1 protein-coding gene is annotated in these 3,634 nt (G+C 67.6%); it reads right to left on the bottom strand.

The features are described 5' to 3' along the window. A partial coding sequence (locus tag WAN71_RS18825) for an SDR family NAD(P)-dependent oxidoreductase (RefSeq protein ID WP_422226780.1) occupies nt 1-3,634 on the bottom strand: 3,634 nt, incomplete at both ends.

Consider the following 3,634-nt stretch of genomic DNA (forward strand, 5'->3'; position numbering starts at 1 on the left):
CGGTTGACTTCGGCGGGGTCCATCTCGCGCAACGCGTCGGGGCCCGCCCAGTCGTCGTCGGCGCTGTCGATGTCGAGTTCTTCGGCCAACTTGGCGAAATAGCCGAGTTGCTGGATCTCCGGGAACGCGGCCGCGGCCCGGTCCAGGCGCAGCCGGGCCACCCCGATGTTTGTCGGCTGGTTGGCCAGGATGGCCTCCAGTGCCTCGATGCCTTCGGCCGGTGAAATGGGATCCAGCGCACTGAAGGTCAGCGAGCGGGCGACGCCGATGTCGGACCACTGGCCCCAGTTGATCGTGGTGGCAGGCAAACCCGACGCCCGTCGCCAATCGACCAGGCCGTCGAGCCAGGCGCTCGCGGCGGCGTAGGCACCCTGTCCGGGCGCACCCAGCAGCGACGACGTCGACGAGAAGCCGACCCACCAGTCGAGTTCGCGACCGACCGTGGCCGTAGTTGCAATGTGTAGTCGCAGCGCGCCAATGGCTTTCGGCGCCCACACCCGCTCCAGGCTCTCCCTGCTGAGGCCGGCGACGATCTGATCGTCGAGCACGACGGCACTGTGCATCAGGCCGCGCAACGCCAGCCCGGTCTCTTCGGCCGAGTTCACCAGCCGCTCGGCGACTCCGGGTGCCGCGATATCACCTGGCACCACAACGATTTGGGCATGCTGCCCGAGTTCGTCGATTACCGCTTGCGCCTCCTCGGACGGCTGGGACCGCCCGTTGAGGATGACGCGGCCGGCGCCGCTGCCGACGAGCCAACGGGCCATGGCCAAACCGATTCCGCCGAGACCGCCGGTGAGGATGTAGGAGCCGTCGTGCCGGACGATCGTGTCGGACTTGGCCGTACCCAGCGTCGCGCGGGAAAGCCGTTTCGCATAACGGCTTTCGCCGCGCCATGCGATCACGTCGTCACCGGAGGCCAGCCCCAGCTCGGTGGTCAGCGGTGTCACGGCGTCGCCCGGCAAATCCACCAACGTGGTGCGCAAGTCCGGGTGCTCGTAGGCGAGAACCCTGATCAACCCGGTCAATGCGCTGATCGACGGGTCGCCCGGTTCGCCGTCGTGGACGGCCAGACCGTCGCGGGACACCAGCCACAGTCGCGGCGACTTGCCGTGCCACCCGCTGAGGATCGTGCGAACCGTCGAGGCGACCCCCCAGGTGAGGTCGCGTCCGCGCGCCGGCGCGTCGCCGGAATCGGTCCCGTCGAACGGCTGCCGGCCCGCGAAGATGAGCACCCCGACTGGAGGAAGCTCGGCGTCTCCCGCGGCTTGTGCGAATGCCTCCAGGACCGCCGACTCTTGCGAAAGTTCGGCGCTGACCACCCGTCGGGTCGGTGAGCCGAATCCGGCCACGAATTCTTTTGCCAACGCCTCGGTTTCGGCGCCGTCGGTCAACACCAGCCAGCTGCCGTCCGGCGCCGCGGGCGCCGCCGGGTCAACGGGAATCTCGACCCACTCGGTGTCAAAGATTTTCTGCGTCAGCGGCAGTGGCACACTGCGGCGTTGCATGCGTTGCAGGTAGATGCCGGTGATCTCAGCGGTCGGTGTGCCGGTGTCGTCGGTCAACAGAACACGGCCCATCAGTCCGGCGCCGTCGCCGTCGGGGTTGACCAGCTCGGCGCGGCATCGGGCGCGTCGGCCGACATCACCGAACACTCGTATCTTGTCGAACGACACCGGAAGATAGGTGGCCTCGCTGGAGTCGGTCAGCGATTCAGGCGACATCGCGGCGGCCAGCCCCTGCAACGCCGCGTCGAGCAGCACCGGATGGATGCGGTAACCGCGATGCGCGGTTGCTTCGTCCGGCAGGACGATCTCGGTTTCGGAAGAACCGCCTGCCTTACGGACGATGCGGGTCAGCGCAGCGAACGCCTGCCCGTGATGCAAACCGGTATTGCGCAACGCGGCGTACAGATCGGCGGGCGAGACCGCCGTGCCGGGATCTGACGAGGCCGTTGGCGCAGTCGGTGCGTCGGATTGCCCCACCTCGACTCCGGCAACCGCGTGGCGAGTCCAGTTACCGGTCGCCGACCGCGAATGAATTTCGACGCGAATGTCGTCGACGCCGTCTTGTGCGCCTCGGGTCAGTTGCGTCGTGAGCTGGGTCTGGTCGCTCAGCGGGAGCATCTGCTCGACTTCCAGCCGAACGGTCAACTGCTGCGCCGGCAACCCGAGGGCTTCGCTGGCCGCCGCTAGCGCTATCTCGCCGAAACCGGTACCGGGCATGACCGGCTGGCCATGAACCTTGTGGTCGGCCAGCCAGGGAACGAGTTCGGTCCCGACATCGGCCTGCCATACGTGATCGCGACCGGACGGCATTTCGACGTGCGTGCCCAGCAGCGGATGCGTGCTGGCTGACTGCCGGGCAGCCGAAAAAGGCGCCGCCCAATACCGGGAATGCAACCACGGCGTCGGCGGAAGATCGATGAGTCTCTTTGTGCTGTCCGGAGTTTGCGCTGCGGCAGCTGACGGCGGCCGGACCGTCGCCAGCTGGGTGTGGAACGCCCACGTCTCCGGATTGTCCCGGGTCAGCGTCCCCGCCACCTGGGTACCGCCACGCGGCCGGGCCGACTCCAACGTGCCGGTGATGGCGTGGCTGAGTAATGCGTGCGGGCTGACTTCGACGAAGGTGGTGTGCTTTTCGGCGGCCGCGGCCACCGCCTGGCTGAACCGGACCGGATTTCGCAGGTTCACCACCCAGTAATCGGCATCGAAGGCCGGGGCCGCACCATTGGTTTGACCGACCGTGCTGATCAACGGGATCTTCGGCGTCATCGGCGTCAAACCCGCCAGCGCAGTGCGCAACTCGGGCAGGATCGGGTCAACTGTGGGGTGGTGCGAGGCCACGTCCACTTCGATGCGCCGTGCCAACCGACCCTGCGCGTCCACCACCGCGACCACCGCGTCGACCTGCTCAGGCGGGCCGGCGATCACGGTCTGCTGCGGAGCCGCATACACCGCCACGGTGATGTCCGCGTGGTCGGCGATCAACTTCTCGACGGCCTCGGCATCCAGCTCGAGCAACGCCATCGCACCCTGCCCGGACAACCGCGACATCAACTTCGATCGCGTCGCGATCACCTTCAAGCCATCAGCCGGGCTGAGCGCCCCGGCCACGACAGCCGCGGTCACCTCCCCCATCGAATGCCCGATCACCGCATCGGGTTCCACCCCATACGAGCGCCACAACGCGGTCAACGCCAGCTGCATACCGACCAGCACCGGCTGGATGCGTTCGATACCCACCACCGGCTCGCCGGCAGTCAGCACATCTTGCAACGAAAACCCAACCTGAGCAACGAAATCCGGCTCCAACTCACGCACCGCCGCAGCAAACGCCGGCTCATCGGCCAACAACTGCCGACCCATGCCCGCCCACTGCGAACCCTGACCCGAGTACAGAAACACGGTGCCAGAGCCACCCGGCGCCTCCCGCGTGCCGACCACTCCCGGCGTCGGCTGCCCGGCGGCCAGGGCCCGCAGCCCCGCCACGGCTTCGGCCCGATCGCGGGCGGACACCGTGGCGAATTTGTTGTGCCGGCTGCGGTAGTGTTTCACGGTGTGGGCAACATCGGCCAAAGGCACGCCGGCACCCTCATCGACCATCCAATCGGCAAGTGCCGTCGCCCACGCCG

It is taken from the genome of Mycobacterium sp. (genome assembly GCF_049280035.1).
Classification (GTDB): domain Bacteria; phylum Actinomycetota; class Actinomycetes; order Mycobacteriales; family Mycobacteriaceae; genus Mycobacterium.